Annotated in this window: 18 protein-coding genes; 8 read left to right on the top strand and 10 right to left on the bottom strand. The window is 40.9% G+C overall.

Annotated elements, in window-relative coordinates; translation table 11 throughout:
• Positions 1–130: 130 nt before the first annotated feature.
• From DUT71_RS08380 to spt, 4 genes are all read right to left on the bottom strand, one after another.
• On the bottom strand, positions 131–1,444 hold the full coding sequence (locus tag DUT71_RS08380) for an inositol-3-phosphate synthase (protein WP_113662070.1): 1,314 nt from the start codon (positions 1,442–1,444) through the stop codon (positions 131–133).
• Between the two features lie 135 nt (positions 1,445–1,579).
• Positions 1,580–2,572, bottom strand: a complete 993-nt coding sequence (locus DUT71_RS08375) for an NAD-dependent epimerase/dehydratase family protein (RefSeq protein WP_113662069.1) — start codon at positions 2,570–2,572, stop codon at positions 1,580–1,582.
• Positions 2,573–2,579: 7 nt separating this feature from the next.
• Positions 2,580–3,701 carry a hypothetical protein gene (locus DUT71_RS08370; protein WP_113662068.1) on the bottom strand — a complete coding sequence of 374 codons (1,122 nt, stop codon included), beginning with the start codon at positions 3,699–3,701 and terminating at the stop codon, positions 2,580–2,582.
• A 1-nt stretch (position 3,702) separates the two neighbouring features.
• Positions 3,703–4,908: a serine palmitoyltransferase gene (spt, locus tag DUT71_RS08365; RefSeq protein WP_113662067.1), complete on the bottom strand. Its 1,206-nt coding sequence runs from the start codon at positions 4,906–4,908 to the stop codon at positions 3,703–3,705.
• Between the two features lie 444 nt (positions 4,909–5,352).
• On the opposite strand from spt, the gene DUT71_RS08360 reads away from it, so the two are divergent.
• The 3 genes from DUT71_RS08360 (at position 5,353) to DUT71_RS08350 (ending at position 8,389) form a co-directional block, all read left to right on the top strand.
• On the top strand, positions 5,353–6,249 hold the full coding sequence (locus DUT71_RS08360) for a helix-turn-helix domain-containing protein (RefSeq protein WP_113662066.1): 897 nt from the start codon (positions 5,353–5,355) through the stop codon (positions 6,247–6,249).
• Between the two features lie 172 nt (positions 6,250–6,421).
• The gene (locus DUT71_RS08355; RefSeq protein ID WP_113662065.1) at positions 6,422–6,826 is read left to right on the top strand and encodes an OsmC family protein; all 405 of its coding nucleotides are present in this window, start codon (positions 6,422–6,424) and stop codon (positions 6,824–6,826) included.
• Positions 6,827–6,871: 45 nt separating this feature from the next.
• The gene (locus tag DUT71_RS08350) at positions 6,872–8,389 is read left to right on the top strand and encodes a malate:quinone oxidoreductase (RefSeq protein WP_113662064.1); all 1,518 of its coding nucleotides are present in this window, start codon (positions 6,872–6,874) and stop codon (positions 8,387–8,389) included.
• 161 nt (positions 8,390–8,550) lie between these two features.
• On the opposite strand, the gene ytxJ is transcribed toward DUT71_RS08350, so the two are convergent.
• The 3 genes from ytxJ to DUT71_RS08335 all read right to left on the bottom strand — a co-directional run bounded on the left by ytxJ (position 8,551) and on the right by DUT71_RS08335 (position 10,392).
• The gene (gene ytxJ / locus DUT71_RS08345) at positions 8,551–8,886 is read right to left on the bottom strand and encodes a bacillithiol system redox-active protein YtxJ (RefSeq protein WP_113662063.1); all 336 of its coding nucleotides are present in this window, start codon (positions 8,884–8,886) and stop codon (positions 8,551–8,553) included.
• A 191-nt stretch (positions 8,887–9,077) separates the two neighbouring features.
• On the bottom strand, positions 9,078–9,581 hold the full coding sequence (gene ribH / locus DUT71_RS08340) for a 6,7-dimethyl-8-ribityllumazine synthase (RefSeq protein WP_113662062.1): 504 nt from the start codon (positions 9,579–9,581) through the stop codon (positions 9,078–9,080).
• A gap of 142 nt (positions 9,582–9,723) precedes the next feature.
• The gene (locus DUT71_RS08335) at positions 9,724–10,392 is read right to left on the bottom strand and encodes a tetratricopeptide repeat protein (protein WP_113662145.1); all 669 of its coding nucleotides are present in this window, start codon (positions 10,390–10,392) and stop codon (positions 9,724–9,726) included.
• Between the two features lie 259 nt (positions 10,393–10,651).
• On the opposite strand from DUT71_RS08335, the gene recF reads away from it, so the two are divergent.
• Together recF and DUT71_RS08325 are read left to right on the top strand one after the other, a co-directional pair.
• Positions 10,652–11,755: a DNA replication/repair protein RecF gene (gene recF, locus DUT71_RS08330; RefSeq protein ID WP_113662061.1), complete on the top strand. Its 1,104-nt coding sequence runs from the start codon at positions 10,652–10,654 to the stop codon at positions 11,753–11,755.
• A complete protein-coding gene (locus DUT71_RS08325) occupies positions 11,748–12,038 on the top strand; it encodes a DUF721 domain-containing protein (RefSeq protein ID WP_113648093.1) in 291 nt (96 codons plus the stop codon). Before recF ends, DUT71_RS08325 begins: the two co-directional genes overlap by 8 nt.
• 2 nt (positions 12,039–12,040) lie before the next feature.
• Here the strand turns inward: DUT71_RS08325 and DUT71_RS20355 are convergent, their stop codons facing one another.
• The 3 genes from DUT71_RS20355 to DUT71_RS08310 form a co-directional block, all read right to left on the bottom strand.
• Positions 12,041–12,217, bottom strand: a complete 177-nt coding sequence (locus DUT71_RS20355; RefSeq protein ID WP_240186882.1) for a hypothetical protein — start codon at positions 12,215–12,217, stop codon at positions 12,041–12,043.
• A 129-nt stretch (positions 12,218–12,346) separates the two neighbouring features.
• The gene (locus tag DUT71_RS08315) at positions 12,347–13,096 is read right to left on the bottom strand and encodes an FKBP-type peptidyl-prolyl cis-trans isomerase (RefSeq protein WP_113662059.1); all 750 of its coding nucleotides are present in this window, start codon (positions 13,094–13,096) and stop codon (positions 12,347–12,349) included.
• Between the two features lie 117 nt (positions 13,097–13,213).
• Positions 13,214–13,633 (bottom strand): nucleoside-diphosphate kinase, encoded by a 420-nt coding sequence (locus DUT71_RS08310; protein ID WP_113662058.1) that lies wholly within the window; start codon positions 13,631–13,633, stop codon positions 13,214–13,216.
• Between the two features lie 288 nt (positions 13,634–13,921).
• Here DUT71_RS08310 and DUT71_RS08305 point away from each other — a divergent pair, with 288 nt between their 5' ends.
• From DUT71_RS08305 to DUT71_RS08295, 3 genes are all read left to right on the top strand, one after another.
• Entirely contained in the window at positions 13,922–14,932 is a 1,011-nt protein-coding gene (locus DUT71_RS08305) for a DHH family phosphoesterase (RefSeq protein WP_113662057.1), read from the top strand.
• A 155-nt stretch (positions 14,933–15,087) separates the two neighbouring features.
• Positions 15,088–16,101: an FKBP-type peptidyl-prolyl cis-trans isomerase gene (locus DUT71_RS08300; RefSeq protein ID WP_113662056.1), complete on the top strand. Its 1,014-nt coding sequence runs from the start codon at positions 15,088–15,090 to the stop codon at positions 16,099–16,101.
• Between the two features lie 106 nt (positions 16,102–16,207).
• Complete coding sequence (locus DUT71_RS08295; RefSeq protein WP_113662055.1) at positions 16,208–16,975, top strand: TatD family hydrolase; 768 nt, start codon at positions 16,208–16,210, stop codon at positions 16,973–16,975.
• The last annotated feature ends 200 nt before the right edge of the window (positions 16,976–17,175 follow it).

Here is a 17,175-nt window from a genome sequence, read left to right as displayed (position 1 = left end):
TTACAATTTGCAGACAATAGAATATTTATGTTTAAACTGTTTAAGCTGATGGCTTGCTTTCGCCGAGAAAAATTGCCCTCCCAGCTTAAACAGTTTGGTTATTCTAGGGCTGTAAATTCCCTATTTTATATTAGTTTTCTTCGTAATAATCAAGGCCTAAGTGAGTGATCAATTCTTCACCCATGAAATAGCGCAAGGTATTATGTAATTTTTCTAATTGTTTGAAGATATCATTCTCTGGACGTAATCCTTCTTTGGTTTGAGGAGATTTCAGATAGAATGATAACCATTCTTGAATACCGCTCATGCCGGCACGTTTAGCCAAATCCGAGAATAAAGCCAAATCTAAAACGATAGGGGCAGCTAAGATAGAGTCGCGGCACAAGAAGTTGATCTTGATCTGCATTTTGTAGCCCATCCATCCGAAGATATCGATGTTATCCCAGCTCTCTTTGTTATCGCCGTGTGGAGGATAGTAGTTGATACGGATTTTGTGGTACATATCACCATACAGATCAGGGTTTTGCTCTGGTTTGAAGATATCTTCCAATACGCCTAATTTAGATACTTCCTTGGTTTTGAAGTTATCAGGGTCATCCAATACCAAACCATCGCGGTTACCTAAAATGTTGTCAGAGAACCAGCCACGCACACCTAATGAACGAGCCATTAAGCCTGGTGCCAGTACGGTTTTCATCAAAGTTTGGCCAGTTTTAAAATCTTTACCAGCAACCGGCGTTTGGGTTTCTTTAGCCAACTCCAACATGGCCGGAATATCTACGGTTAGGTTAGGCGCCCCGTTTGCGTAAGCATAACCTAATTTTAATGCGGCATAGGCATAAATCATACTTGGTGCAATATTCGGGTTGTTGTCTTTTAGGCCTTGCTCAAAAGCTGCCAGGGTTTGGTGAACTTCACTTGGCTCTAGATAAATTTCAGTAGAACCGCACCATACCAATACGATACGCTCGCAATTGTTTTTAGCTTTAAAGTCTTTGATATCTTCAATGACTTGTTGAGCTAAATCCCATTTTGTAGCAGCTTCTTTAACGTAGGTTCCGTCTAGGTTTTTAACATAGTTTTTGTCGAATGCAGCCTTGTAAGGTTTAATGGCTTCTAATTCATCTTTAATGTCATACAAAAGATGTCCATCAATAACCTTTGCTTTCATTGCAGCATCGTACACATTATCTTCATACACATCCCAACCACCAAATGCTAAGTCTTCTAATTTTGCTAGGGGAACAAAGTCTTTAATTAACGGCTCGTTATTATCTGTTCTTTTACCAACACGGATAGTTCCCATTTGTGTTAAAGATCCAATAGGTTTAGATAGGCCTCTTCTCGCAGCAACTACACCAGCAATCATGGTGGTCGCTACAGCACCCAGGCCAGGCATCATGATACCTAATTTCCCATTAGCTCCTTCTACTTGCTTTTTCATTATTGTTATTTATTATGTGTTTATATCTATTATTAATATTTAGTAATGAGTACTTAGTATTTAGACCTCGTACTTTCAACTTTTACGCTCAACTTTGTACTTTTAACTCTCCGCTCCTAAATCTTAAAACCTGGTTTATTTTAACCAATGGTTCGCTTTGTACCACTTTACAGTTTCCTCTAGGCCTTTCTCTAAATCATATTGAGGCTCAAACTGTAGGTCTCTTTTCAAGTTGTCAATATTGCAGGCCCAATTGGGAGCGGTCAATTCCTTGATCTTTTCTTTGTTTAACGTTGGTGTTTTGCTGCTTCTGGCATAAATGGTGTCCATAAAACCAGCTAAACCTTTGATGATTCCCAAGGGGATGTGCACTTTTAGCGTTTTTTTGTGCAGTGCTTTTTTCAGCCCCTCGGATAAAGCATATCTATCGTAGGTCAAACCATCGGTAATGTTGTAGGTTTTATGTACAATTTCCGACTCTAGCAGACGGATAATGATCTCTGCCAGGTCCTTTACATAAATGAAACTCAACTGTTGGTTAAATTTTCCAATATAGGGCTCCAGCCCTTGGTTAATGGTTTTAAAAAGGATGAAAATGTCTTTCTCCCTTGGGCCATAAACTGCGGTTGGTCTCACGGTAATTAATGGCAGGCGCTCAATTTTATGGAGTTGTTCTTCTGCCAATTTTTTGCTCATTCCATATAGCGTTATGGGTTGGGCAATTGCATTGTCGTGAATGCTTGCGTTAAAATCAGCAATTGGACCAATAGCAGCCAAGCTGCTTACAAATACAAATTTTTCAAGCCTGTAATTTACCAACGAGGCCGCTAGCGCTAAATTTCTGCTATACCCGGCATTAACCTTATTGTATTCCTGTTGGTTTTTTGCTTTAGTAGTGCCAGCAGCATGTACAATATAGTGGTATTGTTTTTCTTCGAGCTCGGCTTTTAATTCATCAACCGCATTAAAATTCAGTTGAACGTAATTGATATGCAATCCTTTAAGGTGGGTGGTGTTGCTGTTTGGGCGAACGGCAGCGTAAACCTCCAGGCCGTGCTCAATTGCGGTAACAATTAAGTGATAGCCTACAAATCCACTCGCACCCGTAATCAACACCTTTTTGCTCATAAAGATCCTATATCGATTTCTCTAGTATTCTGTATTCTCTGTATAGCTGTCCGCCTATGTTTTCGATAGGACGGTTCACCATGTCATTGTCTTCCAAAGTCCAGCTGGCTTCTGCATACTGGAAGTTTCTAGCTTTAAATGCTTTGATAATTCGTCCGTACAAACAAGCTTCAATGCCTAGCTTTCTGTAGCCATCAACTACGCCCAACAGCAAGATCCGGATGCCGTTGATTTTCTTTTTGCCCAATAGTAATTTTAACAACCCGGTAGGGAACAAGCGGCCCTTTTTAATTTTAATAAGGATTTGGTTGATATCAGGAATGGCTAGCGCAAAGCCAACCAGCTTGCCCTCTTGTTCTGCAATGTAACAGAAATCAGTATCCAGTACCATTTTCAAATCATTGGCCGTGTAGTCAAATTCTTTGTCGGTCATGGGCACAAAACCTAGGTTTTTGTCCCAAGCTTTATTATAAACTTCCCTTAATGCAGCAGCTTCTTCCTTAAATTTCTTAAGGTTGATTTTTCTGATAACGATGTTGCTTCTTTGTAACCTGTTTTCCAGTCCTTCTAACAGGCTTACGGATCTGTCGCTGTAATTACCGGCCGTGTATTTATAGGCTCTTAGATCTACCTTTTTGGCAAAGCCGAAATTTTCCAATAAGTGTAGATAATAAGGGGCGTTGTAAGGCATCATCGCAACGGGTGGGCCATCAAAACCTTTGATAAGCAAACCGCAGATGTCGTTGGTAGAAAAGTTTACTGGGCCAATAATTTTGGTTTGTTCATGCTCTTTTAGCCAATTTTGCGCTGCATTAAGCAACAGCTGGCTAACTGCTTGGTCATTTACGCTATCAAAAAAACCAAAGAAACCTTCGTTTACATTTTTGGTTTTGTTGTGGTTGCCATTGATGATGGCCGCAACTCTACCCACTATCTTTTCACCTTCGGCCGCTAAAAACAATTGCATTTTTGCATGTTCGTGAAAAGGATGCTTTCCGGGGGTTAGCATATCGCGTTGCGCAATAAAAAGTTCGGGCACGTAAAAAGGGTCGTTTTTGTAAAGTTCATGAGGGAAATCGATGAACTTTGCTAACAGTTTCTTGTCTGTTACAGGTATAATCTGTGCCATTTTACAAGGATGCGCCTACTAAATTTACACTTGCTTCTTTAAAGGCTAGCTTAAGCTTGTCAATTGCTTTTTCTATCTGTTCAAAAGAATGTGTTGCCATTAACGAGAACCTGATTAAAGACGCATCCGAAGGAACGGCCGGAGAAACCACAGGGTTTACAAAAATGCCGTTTTCTTGCAGGATATTGGTGATTAAGAAGGTTTTTTCGTTGTCTCTAATATAGATTGGCAGAATTGGGCTTTCAGGATGTCCAATCTCAAAACCTGCGTCAAGCAATAGTTTTTTTGCGTAGTTGGTGTTTGCCCACAACTTGTCAATTCTTTCTGGTTCTGATTCAATGATATCCAAAGCGGCAATAACGCTTGCCACCGCGGCAGGAGGCATGCTTGCGCTAAACATTAATGAACGGGCTCTGTGCTTGATAAATTCAATCGTATCTTCGTCGGCGGCAATAAAACCACCTAATGAAGCTAACGATTTACTGAAAGTGCCCATAATCAGGTCCACTTTATCCGTTAGGTTAAAATGTGAAGCGGTACCAGCACCGTTAAAACCAATTACCCCTAAGCTGTGGGCATCGTCCATCATGATGTTTGCGCCAAATTCATCAGCAATTTTTACCATTTCAGGCAGGTTTACCAAATCGCCTTCCATGCTAAAAATACCGTCAGATACAATTAGTTTGGCGGCATCTTCAGGTAAACGACTTAGTTTTGCACGCAAATCATTCATGTCATTATGGGCATATTTGATGGAGCGGGAAAATGACAGTCGGCTGCCATCAATAATCGAAGCATGGTCGTACTCGTCTAAAATAAGGTAGTCGTTTCTGTCTAGTAAGCAAGAAATTACGCCCAGGTTCACCTGAAACCCGGTGCTGAAAAGTACAGCAGCCTTTTTGCCAACATAGGCGGCCAGGCGGCTTTCAAGTTCCAGGTGGATATCTAAAGTGCCATTTAAAAATCTTGATCCAGCGCAGCCCGTGCCATATTTTTCAATCGCTTTTTGGGAAGCCTCCTTAATTTTTGGGTGGTTGGTTAACCCCAGATAGGAGTTGGAGCCAAACATCAGCACTTCTTTTCCGTTAATCATTACTTCTGTATCTTGCGCAGAGTCGATAGAGCGGAAATATGGATACAAGCCTCTTTCTTTAATAATTTTGGCATCTTGAAACGAAGCTATTCTATCTTGTAATTTTTTACGCATATTTTTATGCAATTAGGTCATTTGTAGTTTGATATTAATTCTCTCGAGCTTAAACAGGATAACACTTCGATTGATGTTAGACTTGCCTTATGTTAAACATGTTACTCTCCTTAATAACATAAATTTAACGATTTAATAAATGAGAATTAATAAAATCCCGCAAATTTAATAAAAGTTTTAATCCGAGCGGGTGGTACAAAAGTAGTGCTTATTGGTCAAAAAGTATTATTTTTGTAAATCTGACATTTGGCAAACAAAATATCGATTGCGCTTTAAATAACTAGATTTTTCCTGTTCCATAGGCTTTAGGAACTGCTTTTATACCTCATTATCTTTTTAAAAATATAATTTGCTGTTGGTAATTTTGTAATTCTTTGTTCAACTTTGTAGCGTATGTATAGTACTTAACGTAGTTATGCAATAATCTATATAAATTGTAAAACAATGATGCACAAAGTAGAGCAGAAGTGCTTGGAGGAAGGGCTGATTAACGGAGGTAACATGAATGTGCTTACCAGTGCCGAAATTAAACCTTTTATGATCTTTAACGAGCCTTTCAGGTCTAATTCCTTTGCGGTTATTGTAGTGCAGAAAGGTTCCTTTGTTTTCCAGAGTAACTTTGTGAAAAACTGCATGACGGCAAAGGACGTATATTTGGTTACCCCAGGGAGTTTGTGCGAACTATATGAAATGTCTGATGATTTTGAATTCATCAGCATGGGCTTTAAGAAAGAGTACCTGAAAGAACAGGGCGTATTCCTGAACGGTGCCGAGATCATGCACCTTTTTTCTACTGATTTGGTTCACAAATTCTCCCTAAATGACGATGAATTTGGGGATTTGGTGTTCTCGCTAAAATCGTTAAAAAAGAAGATCAACCTGCCCGATTCTACCCCTCATTTTAAAGATGTGGTACGCCACAGTTTTATTTCAGTGTTGTACGAAATCCTTATCGTGTACAGTAAATACCGTGTTTTTATTCCGGTAAAGCTAAACAGGCAAGAAGAACTGACGACAAACTTCCTTAACCTGCTGAGCGAAAACTTTAAAAGCGAAAAGCGTGTTCAACATTACGCAAAACAACTGTTTGTAACCTCTAGGCACTTATCGCAGGTAGTAAAAGCCGTAACGGGTAAAACGGCCGGTGAAATTATAGATGAGATGGTTATTAACGAGGCAAAGGTGTTGCTGTCGTCCCATTTGCTGAACGTTTCGCAAGTGGCCGATGAACTGCGCTTCAGCGACCAGTCTTTCTTCGGGAAGTTTTTCAAGAAGTATACCGGCGTCTCTCCCTCAGTTTATAAATCTAGCGCTACGGTGGCCGTTAATCCGCCATTTTAATAAAAAAAGGGGCTCTTGGGCGGTGTTTTTTATGGAAATGATAAAAAAAGCGATGCTGCCGTAAATTAGGCTTTGATAGTCTTTTGAAGTTAAATATGAAATAGTGAATAAAACTTCAATTTTATTACATAATTTTTTGATTTTAAGCACTAAATTTGCGAAAATTTGAGCTATGAAAACGTCGGAAATAACTTATAACGGAGATTTGAGGACTACCTCGGTGCACTTGAGGTCAGGCATGGAAATTATTACCGATGCTCCTGTTGATAATCAGGGAAAGGGAGAAGCTTTTTCGCCAACCGATTTGCTGGCTACCTCTTTGGGCAATTGCATGCTAACCATTGTGGGCATTGCGGCAAGAAACCACGGATTTAACATTGATGGAACGAAAGCTCAAATTACCAAGGTGATGGCCGAAAACCCTCGCCGGGTGAGTGAAATACAGGTGGAGCTCCAGTTTCCGGCCAATAATTACACCGAAAAAGAAAAAACGATTATTGAAAGAGCGGCTAAAACCTGTCCAGTGGCGCAAAGTTTGCACCCTGATATTAAGCAACAAATAACGTTTAGTTATTAGCATATTCTCCTGCTGGCTACGGCAGGTATTTATATTTGGTTTAAAATGAGTAGAAAAAGAAAGACGGTTGTTGAAACCGACGCAGATGTTATTTTAATTGGGGCCGGTATCATGAGTGCAACGCTTGGCGTGCTGCTCAAAGAGCTTAACCCTGATTTAAGCATAGAGATTTATGAACGTTTGGACGTTGCCGCTGCTGAAAGTTCTGATGCGTGGAACAATGCGGGAACTGGTCACTCGGCTTTTTGCGAGCTAAACTATACCCCACAAAAGGCTAACGGTACGGTTGACGTGAAGAAGGCGGTTTCTATTGCCGAGTCTTTTGAAGTTTCTAAACAATTCTGGACTTATCTGTTGGATAAGGGCATCCTTAAAGATCCTTGTTCATTCATCAGGAACATCCCTCACCTTAGTTTTGTATGGGGCAAAAAGAATGTCGATTATCTAAAAACACGTTACAACAATCTTAAAGCTTGCAACTTGTTCAACGAGATGCAGTACAGCGAAAATCCTTCAGAAATAAAGGAATGGATTCCGTTGGTGATGGAGGGCAGGGACGAAAAAGAACCCATTGCGGCCACTAAAATGGATTTGGGAACCGATGTTAACTTTGGCTCATTAACCAGGGAAATGTTCAACTATCTGGCCAAGCAGGATAAAGTAGCGCTGCATTTCCACCACGAAATTCGTGACCTCAATAAACAGGATGACGGTTCTTGGGAAATAAAAGTGAAGAATCTGGATAGCGGAAAGAAAAGGAAGCGCCTGGCCAAATTTGTATTTATCGGTGCAGGCGGCGGGTCTTTATTACTGCTGGAAAAATCTAACATCAAAGAAGGTAAAGGCTTTGGCGGCTTCCCGGTAAGTGGGCAATGGCTGAAATGTACCAACGAAGAAGTGATTGCACGCCACCATGCCAAAGTGTACGGAAAGGCTGCCGTAGGAGCACCACCTATGTCGGTACCTCACCTAGATACCAGGATCATTAACGGAAAACAGGCATTGTTGTTTGGGCCTTATGCGGGGTTCTCAACCAAGTTCCTTAAAAACGGTTCTTACTTTGATCTGGCTGCTTCTATCAAGTTTAGCAACATCCGTCCGATGATTTCGGCAGGATTAAAAAGTATTGACCTTACTAAATATCTGATTGAGCAAGTTCGTCAGTCGCCTGAAGATAGGTTTGCTGCGCTGCAAGAATATATGCCAGATGCGAACATTAAAGATTGGGAGCTGGAAGTTGCCGGACAGCGGGTGCAGGTGATTAAGAAAAAGCCAAGCGGTGGTGGTATTTTGGAATTCGGTACCGAAGTAGTAAGCGCTGGCGACGGCTCAATTGCAGCGTTGCTGGGTGCCTCTCCTGGAGCTTCAACAGCAGTTTCGATTATGTTGGAGCTATTGGGCAAGTGCTTTAAAAAGCAAATGCAAACTGCCGATTGGCAAAGTAAAATCAGGGAGATGATTCCCAGTTACGGGCAAAAGCTGGCAGAGGACAATGAACTTTGCCAGGAGACACGTCAACGTACTTCTGCGGCATTAAAGCTAAACGAAACGGTAGTAGCTTAATCAGTTTTAAGTATAACGAAAAAGCTCCGAAGTAAATTTCGGAGCTTTTTTATTTGTTTTAGGGGGCTAAAGCAAAGATTTGTAGGTTAATCTATTTTCGGGAAAGATAAACGCAGCCTTAACGCTTAATCCCCTTAACTTCTTAATGGTTTAAAATAAATTTAGGCATTAACCACCTCTGCCACTTCCTCTGCAGAGATGTCCCCGTGTGAAGCATCTAAAATACACTGGCCATCTTTAATGAGCAGTATCTGTGGCGATTCATGATGGACTTGGAAAGTATCCGCAATGTAGGCCGAAACATCCCGGTGACTGATCAGGTCAAGAAAATAAAGGCTAACCTTATCCGGGATCACATCCCAATATCTCTCAAAGGTTCTTTTGGCCATCATGCTAATGGAGCAACGAGTACTATGCTTAAAAATTAAGCTATAACCCTGGGCAACCTTAATGCCATCAATTTGGGAAATGTGATTTAATAGTATCCAATCTTTCATTACTATCTTCTCCCTTTTGACTCTGGGTAAGAGCTATAGGCAGGGCATAGGCGGTTGGAACAGGATTGTAATACCGTGATGGCGCAAAATGCGAACAACAACAGGATAGCTATTTTTTTCATCTTGAAATGATTGTTTTTGAAACCTAAATTACAAAAAAGTTGTAAGATGTACGTTTAAAGTTGAAAGTTTTAAAATGAAGCACTAACATTTAGCGAATATTCCACCATTTTAAGGGCGGTAATAGCCGCTTCGTCACCTTTATTGCCATGTTTGCCCCCGGCCCTATCAATGGCCTGCTGCTCGTCATTAGTGGTAAGTACGCCAAAAATTACCGGCTTGCTGTATTTGATGCCCACATTGGTAATGCCCTGTGCAGCGGCTTCACATATAAAATCAAAGTGTTTAGTGTCCCCTTGGATAACACAGCCAATGCAAACTACCGCATCAATGTCTTTCCTTTTGTTCAAAAGGATATCGGCCGCTCCAGTAAGTTCAAATGTGCCAGGCACACTCAAAGAAAGGATCTTGGTTTCTTCAACTCCGTGTTTGAGTAGCGTATCAAAAGCGCCTTGGTAAAGGGCTCCGGTTATTTTTGCGTTCCACTCGGCTACAATAATCGCTATTTGATAACCTTTTCCTGATGGAATAGTGGTATGCGAAAAATCTGAAAGGTTTTTAAGGTGTGTTGCCATGCCAGCAAAGATAGGTTTTTATTGTTTATTTATCTGAAAGACGTAAAGTTTGCCCCTGAACAAATCATTGTTTTTACCAAAGGAGGCGAAATAAAAAAAAGCTTCCAAATCGGAAGCTTTCTTTTAAATGTCTTGTTGGAATTTATTTCGTTTGCGCAGCAGCCCTGCCAATGTAAGAATCAATCATTTGGGCCTCGGCGCTTTCAGGAAATTGCGTTTTGATTTTGTTGTAAGCCTCCTCAGCTCCTTTATAGTCTTTCTGAGCTTCGTTTACCAAGCCTAATTTTTTAAGAAATATAGGAGAGGTGAATTTATTGGAAGATTTATCAATTGCTTTTTTGTAATAAGTAGCCGCTTGTTTGTAATCTTTTAGCTCACTATAAGCATCGCCCAAAAGACCAAGTGCCAATGGATCAACAACTGGGCTGCCGGTTGCGCTATATTTGCTCAAGGCATCAACAGCTTTTTGGTACTCGCCTTTGCGCAAGTATATACCACCTAAGTAAAGGTTGGCCAAGTTCGCAGATTTCGTGTTTTCGTATTCTGTTGCAATTGTTTCCAGTCCAGTGAAACCACCTTCACCTTTAATGGCTTGGTTAGCTAACGAGTCAACGCCCACAAGCTGCTCAACTTTGAACATTTTGCTGGCTGCTTCTTCGGTTCTGTTTTTTAAGTATACTCCCTGGTACCAGATGAAAATACCAATTAAAACAATTATCGCTCCAGCAATAAAAGCCAAGCTTTTAGTGTTTTCTTGTATAAATGAGCCTTTTTTTACTGGTTGTACTGTTTCTTTCTCTGTTGCAGACATTTTTAGTTTAAAATTAAAGGATTGCAAAAATACATTTTTCATTTAAAGTATCAACTCTTTTTAAATCATTTAATTAGAAACTGTTTAAAATAGCTTGTAATTTTATAGATGGGTTTGGCAGGGCCACCAAAGCCCAATATCAAGCCAAGGGAAGGTGATTTTGGCAGCCCATGTACTTGCTTTGGCCGGAAATTTAAACACTTTGTAAAGTTAAGTATGTAAGCTTGTGTAAAAAAGGGTAACTTTGGCTCTCTCTGTTATGTGGCTAAAAGATCTTACCCTTTTAAACTTTAAAAATTATAATTCTGCCGATTTGATTTTTTCTAATTCGGTAACCGCATTTGTGGGTAACAACGGTGCCGGTAAAACCAACCTGCTCGACGCCATACACTACCTTTGCCTTTGCAAAAGCTATTTCAACCCCATCGACAGCCAACAGATTAAAGCCGGAGAAGAGCTTTTTTTGGTACAAGGAAGTTTCCTGCGTGACCAAAGGCCAGAGAAAATATCCTGCGGACTAAAACGCAACCAGAAAAAATCCTTCAAGAGAAATAAAAAAGAGTACGATAAACTGGCAGATCATATCGGATTATTTCCGGTGGTGATGATTTCACCTTATGACATTAACCTTATTATGGACGGTAGCGAGGAGCGGCGCAGGTTTGTGGATAATGTAATTTCCCAAACAGACAGCCGGTACCTTGACGAACTGATCACTTACAACAAACACCTGCTCAACAGAAATGCCTTGCTTAAACAAGTGGCCGCTACCAGAACGCTGGATGTAGCACTTTTGCAGATCTTAGATGAACAGTTGGTAAATTCGGGAAACATCATATTTGAAAAAAGGAAGGAGTTTTTGCTCAACTTTATCCCGCTTTTTGATAAGCACTACCAGTTTTTGACCAATGGCGCTGAGCAGGTTTCCCTAAGTTACCAATCGCAGCTAAATGATCAGGATTTTGAGATCCTGTTAACACACGCAATGGAAAAAGACAGATTGCTTGAACGCACTACGGTGGGCATTCATAAAGACGAGCTGGCTTTTGAAATTGCAGGGATGCCCATGAAAAAATTTGGATCGCAGGGGCAGCAAAAATCATTCTTGATAGCACTCAAATTGGCACAATACAGCTATCTGCAAAAATTCAAAGGCTTTAAACCATTGCTATTGCTCGACGATATTTTTGATAAACTAGACCAACACCGCATACACAAATTAATGGAAATGGTTTCCCACCATGATTTTGGACAAATTTTCATCACAGATACCGATAAGCAAAGAGTAGCAAAGGTATTTGAGGAAATTGCGATCAAGGTTGATTTATTCAACGTAAGTGAAGGGAGCGTAAGCCATGCGTAAGCCCAATGATATCACCCTAAAACAAGCAATAGATAAATTGCTGGCCCATTATAAACTGCGTGGTAAATTTGATGAAACCGGTGTGGTGGCTATGTGGCCCGAAATTATGGGCACTGCCGTGGCCAACAGAACCAAGCAAATCTACATACACCAACGCAAACTGTTCGTCAGGATAGAATCGTCGGTAGTGAAAAACGAATTGCTGATAGTTAAAAGCGCTATCGTAGACAAGCTCAACGAAAAAGCAGGCTCACAGGTCATTACCGATATCGTGTTCTTGTAGGCCTAATCCTTGCTTCCGCCAAAAAGTTTTGCGGCAATCCAAATAATGATCGCAACAACCAACACCACTAAAATTACACCGGTCCACATGCCAGCTTTAAAAATGCCTTCAACCAGTTCACAGCTGCTTAGCATGCTTGCCAATAAAACTACAAGAGAAAGGGGCATCAATTTTTTCATAACCATTAAATGTTTTCCTTATCTAACAGCTTTCCCCTTAAAAGGTTTTGGATTCAGTTAAAGTACAGTTTTGTAAGGCAAAAAAAACCTGCCATTTATAAATGGCAGGCTACGGAATCTTAAGTTTTTTTATTGGCCTTCTTCTTTTGCGCCAACTTTGATCAGTTCCACCTCAAAAATCAGGGTGCTAAACGGCGGGATGTCGTTGCCCATGCCCCTTGCTCCATAAGCTAATTGGTAGGGAATAAAAAATCTGTATTTCGAGCCCTCCTTCATCAATTGAACACCTTCCGTCCAGCCAGGAATTACCTGGTTCAATCCAAAAGTTGCCGGCTGCTCACGCTTGTACGAACTATCAAACTCAAAACCATTAAGTAAAGTGCCCTTATAGTGCACGGTTACCTGGTCGGTAGCCTTAGGCTGTGCTCCGGTACCCGCTGTAAGCACTTCATATTGCAGCCCGCTGGCGGTGGTTTTAACACCTGCCTTGGTTTTGTTTTGTGCCAAAAAGGTTTCTCCCTCTTTAATGGCAGGTTCAAACTTCTTTCTCGAAAGACTTTCGAACAGGTTGTTGATGGCACTTTGAGAGGCCTGCTCGCTCATTAAGGTTTTAGTCCCCGTAAACACATCTTTTAACGCCTTGCTCAATAATTCGTAGTTGATCGTTTCCAATCCGCCCGACTTTAGGTTGCTGCCCATGGCCATGCCAAACGCATAACTTGCCGAGTCTATCTTGGTTTTTAGCGTTACAGGCTTAGCCGCAGGCTTGCTGGCAGCTGTTTTGGCCTTAACAGGCATGGTTTTGGCTTTGGTTTTAGTCTGCGCAGTGGCGTTAAAAACTGCCGCAGAAACTACTGCTATTAAAAAAATCTTCTTCATTATTTAGGTTAAAAAGCGAAAGATACAATAAAAAATAAGCACCCAAAAAAGGTGCTTATGATATTTTACATTGTTCACAGAAGTGAAGCATTCCAAAAATGCGGTTGCCAAAGCCAATTAGAAACGCTCGTCGGCAGTAAAAAAGAAATCGCCCTCAATTTGAGCATTCTCGTCCGAATCAGAACCGTGGATGGCATTAGCATCAATCGATTTTGCATATTTTTGGCGGATAGTACCTTCCGCAGCTTCAGCAGGATTGGTAGCACCAATCAACTTTCTGAACTCTTCAATAGCGTTCTCTTTTTCCAAAATAGCAGCTACAATTGGCCCAGAAGACATAAAGCTAACCAGATCATGGTAAAAAGGACGTGCTTTGTGGATAGCGTAAAACTCACCAGCTTTTTCAGCAGAAAGTTTAGTGTATTTCAATGCAATGATTTTAAAACCCGCATGAGTAATATCATTTATGATCGAACCAATGTGCCCGTTGGCCACGGCATCAGGCTTAATCATAGTAAAAGTTCTATTTGTGCTCATTTTTATAATTTTTTGCAAAAGTACAATTATTGACGTAAATAATTAAAGCAGAGCATAAGAAAAACTTTCCAAAGGTTTTATGGAAAACACCAGTAGGGGCGCTTTTGTTCCGAAAGCCCCGCTTTCAGCTCTAGTCCTCGCTCGCTTAAGCTCGCTGCGGGCTGCCGCTTCAATCGGGTTTAACAAGCAAAACCAATGCCGCAAAGTACGTAATTGCCTTTAGTGGCGGTAAACAATTCCCCAATTTAACAGTTAACCAATAAATCAGTAACTTCGCAAGCTATAAATATGATATCGGTACCAGAACTTAAAGAATTACTTTCAACGCCTCAGCAAATTGTCATTACCACACACCATAAACCTGATGGTGATGCCATGGGATCGTCGTTGGGCTTGTATGCCTATCTGATCCAGAAAGGTCATCACGTGAGTTTAATCACGCCAACGGACTATCCTGAGTTTTTGCACTGGATGCCGAACAATTCAGACGTCATCATCTACACCGAACAGGTACAGCAGTCCCTAAGCTTGGTTAACGAAGCGAAGCTGATCTTCTGCCTAGATTTCAACACCCTGGCCCGTATCAACGAACTGGGCGAACATATCAGGAACAGCACGGCAATCAAACTGATGATTGACCATCATTTGGAACCCGAAGATTTTGACGATTACCGCCATTGGGATATCAATGCCTGCGCAGCTGCACAACTGGTTTACGACTTTATCGTGAATGTGATGGAAGAACCAGAAAAAGTGAACAAAGATGTCGCTACTTGCCTTTACACCGGTATCATGACCGATTCAGGCTCGTTCCGTTTCCCTTCTGCAACCTCAACGGTGTACCGCATTGCGGCCGATTTGATTGACCTCGGCGCTGAACACTGGCGTATCCATCAACTGGTGTATGACAACGTATCGGAAAACCGCCTGAAATTTTTGGGCTACTGCCTGTCCAACAAATTGGAGATCTTGAGGGAATACAATACGGCCATCATCAGTGCCACCAAAGAAGAACTGGAAAAATACCAGATCATAACCGGCGATACCGAAGGAATTGTGAATTATGCCTTATCCATCAACGGAATAAAACTTGCCGCTTTCATTATCGAAAGAACAGACCGCGTTAAACTATCCCTGCGTTCAACCGGCGATTTCCCCGCAAATGAAATCTGTAAGAAATACTTTCAGGGTGGTGGACATAGAAATGCTGCCGGTGGCGCTTCAGATAAAGGCTTGGCCCAAACCATCGCTGATTTTAAGGCCATCTTGCCAGAATATAAAACCCAACTGCTGCAATAGTTTAGAAAATAAACAAATAAATATAAAAAATAATCAGAAAGCTCGTTAACTTAGCGGGCTTTTAAAGCAAACATTAAAATAACTTAAAACCAATAAATGAAATAATTCCAACTTCGGTTGGGAGCATTCACATTAAAAGACAATTTAAATCATAAATGAAAAAAAGTTTAGTAATTCTGCTAGCGGCTACTTTGGGTTTAGCAGCTTGTAACACGGAAAAAAAAGGCCCAGGAGGCTTGTTGTACAAAATCCACAAGTCGGAAGGTAAAGAAAAAATCAAAGAAGGCGATGTGGTAAAATTGAATTTTATCCAAAAGAACGAAAGAGATTCAATTTTGGGCAGCACCTACGACAGTGAGCAGGCGCAGATTTTTCCGGTAGGTAAAAAGCAATATGCAGGTGATATGCAAGACGTGCTGACCCTTTTCGGAGAAGGCGATAGTGCTACGTTCAAAATCAACTTGGATACCATGGCTTTCCACACCAAACAGCCTAAACCAGAAATGTTCAAAAACGATAAGTACATCGTGTTTACCGTTAAAATCGAAAAAGTTTTCAAAAAAGGCCCCAAAGAAGCAGATTCGACCTTCCAAAAACGTGCAGGTGATTTCTTCCAGGCAGATTATAAGGCTGATATGGATAAAAAGAAAGCCGCTGAGCCAACTAAAATCAAAACTTTTATTGAAGACAACAACTTAAAAGTACAAACTTCTGCAAGTGGTTTGCAATATGTAATTACCACTCCAGGAAGCGGCGAAAAAGCAGTTGATGGGGACACGGTTTCAGTAAACTATACTGGTAAGTTCACTAAAAAAGGCGAAGACAAGAAATATAAGATTTTTGATACCAGTGACGAAAAAGTGGCTAAAGAAGCTAAAGTTCATCAGCCAGGCAGACCATATGGCCCAACTAAAATGGTTGTAGGTGGTACGGTGCCAGGATTTACAGAGGCCATCAAATTAGTAGGCAAAGGCGGTAAAGTAACAGCCATTATTCCTTCTAAATTAGGGTACGGAGAACAAGGTGGCGGCCCAATTGGACCTTTCAGCCCATTGGTATTCGATATCGAAGTTGTAGATATCATTAAGCCTAAAGCTGGTACTGCTCCAGCTCCGGCACCAGCTGCGCCAGCGGCAGGCCACGCTGCAAATGATGGTCACAAGCACTAATCAGCAAGCAAGAAAATAAGAAAAACCGTCCTTTGCGACGGTTTTTTTGTGCTTATAGTTTCTAATCATTAAGGCAATAAACCAAGCAAAAAGCTAACTTTGCAGCATGTTACTTACCGATACCCATACCCATCAGTACTACGAAAAAGATTTGGATAAAAGAGCAGCACAGATGCAACGTTGTTTTGATAACGGTGTAAAACGTTTGTTCCTGCCCAATGTAGATTTGGCTTCTATAGCAATGATTGATGAAATGGTGAAAACCTACCCTGAAAACTGTTTTGCCATGGCAGGCCTCCATCCCTGTGATGTAAAGGATAATTACCAGGAAATATTGGCCGAAATTTATCAGTGCATTGCTGGCAGAGCTATTTATGCTATCGGTGAAATTGGGATAGATCTTTATTGGGATAAAACCACCCTCCCCATCCAGAAGGAAGCTTTTAAGCAACAAATTGAATGGGCCAAACAATTGGATTTGCCATTTGTAATTCACTGCCGCGAAGCATTTGACGAAGTTTTTGAAATATTGGAAGAACAAAGGCATGAAAAAATGCGTGGTATTTTTCACTGTTTTACCGGCGATTTGGTGCAAGCAAAACGAGCGATAGATTTAGGTTTTTACCTCGGAATTGGCGGGGTGATCACTTACAAAAAAGCCGGTTTAGATTTGGTTTTGGCCGATGTGCCCATAGCTAACGTTGTTCTGGAAACAGACTCTCCGTATTTGGCACCAGTTCCTTTTAGGGGAAAGCCAAACGAAAGCAGCTATTTGGTGCATGTTGCTCAAAAAGTAGCCGATATTTATGGAATGAGCATTGAAGAAGTGGCCGAAATTACCACAGAAAATTCCAAAAAAATATTTGGAATTTAGTCTTAGCGTTCTTGGCGTACTCTTTATTTCTTAGCGGTTAATGTTTTTACCGCAAAGGTTTTTGAAGCCTTCGCAAAACGGCGCAAAGGCGATATCAGATATCCGTTCCATTTTATGAACAAATCAAGGTTTCGCTTATACATTTCTCAATCTATCGCCCAAATAGTTAATTATTTGATAAATATTTTCTGTATTTTAAA

The organism is Pedobacter nanyangensis, from assembly GCF_003313505.1.
Taxonomy (GTDB): domain Bacteria; phylum Bacteroidota; class Bacteroidia; order Sphingobacteriales; family Sphingobacteriaceae; genus Pedobacter; species Pedobacter nanyangensis.
The sequence above is the reverse complement of the archived record's forward strand: the minus strand, read 5'-3'. Positions and strand labels throughout refer to the sequence as shown.